General features: G+C 65.6%; 1 protein-coding gene. It reads left to right on the plus strand.

What is annotated here, in order from left to right; translation table 11 throughout:
• Positions 1–147: 147 nt before the first annotated feature.
• Positions 148–1,101, plus strand: a 954-nt coding sequence (locus tag ABZ656_RS58095; protein ID WP_360280889.1) for a chitinase, incomplete at its 3' end; no start/stop codon positions are given.

Here is a 1,101-nt window from a genome sequence, read left to right on the forward strand (position 1 = left end):
GTCACCGATGACGGCGAGGGGGTCGCTCTTCCGTCTTCTCCTTCTCCTTCTCCTTCTCCTGTTTCGGGTGGGGCGGGTGGGTCGGGTTCGGGTTTCCCGGCTCGGTATGCGGCTCCGTATATCGAGACGTGGGGGTCGCCGTCGGAGTTGGAGCGGGCGCGTCAGGCGGGGTTGCGGTATGCCACGCTGGCGTTCGTTTTGGATGGTGGGGACTGCCGGGCCACGTTCAACGGCAATACGCCGGTGACGGATCAGGGGTGGCGGTCTGCGGTGGAGGGGCTGCGTTCGTCGGGGGGTGATGTGATCGCTTCGTTCGGTGGGGCCTCGGGGACCGAGCTGGGTCAGGGCTGTAGGTCGGTGTCGGCGTTGCAGGAGCAGTACCGCACGGTGGTGGACGCGTTGGGTCTGTCGCGGCTGGATTTCGATATCGAGGGCAGTGCGCTGGCGGACAGTGCGGCCAATCACCGTCGTAATCAGGCGCTGGCGGCGTTGCAGCAGCAGTACGCCGCGGCGGGCCGGACTCTGGATGTCCAGTTCACACTGCCGTCGGGTACGCATGGTCTGGAGCAGGATGGTGTGGCGTTGCTGCGTGACGCGGAGAGTACGGGGCTGCGGGTGACGCTGGTGAACATCATGACGATGGATTACGGCTCGCACGTACAGGACATGGGGCAGGCCGCTATTGATGCGGCTACGGATCTGCATGAGCAGTTGGGGCAGATCTGGACGTCGAAGTCGCCGCAGGAGTTGTGGGCGATGGAGGGTAATACGCCGATGATCGGTGTGAACGACACTCCGGGTGAGGTGTTCACCACGGACGATGCCACGCGTGTGGAGAGTTTCGCCGCGGACAAGGGGATCCAGCAGCTGTCCTTCTGGGCGGTCGGGCGTGACAAGGCGTGCTCTGCTTCCGGCACGCTCTCCGATTCGTGCAGTGGGACCGCGCAGAGCGACTACCAGTTCTCCCGTATCTTCGACGCGATCACCACCACGGCCCCCGGCACGGAACCAGGCACGACACCCGTGCCGGGTCCGGTACCGACGGACAGCGGCACTCCGGTGCCGACGGGCAGTGGCACTCCTGACACACCAGGCACCGGC

It is taken from the genome of Streptomyces sp. NPDC007095 (assembly GCF_040634475.1).
GTDB lineage: Bacteria > Actinomycetota > Actinomycetes > Streptomycetales > Streptomycetaceae > Streptomyces.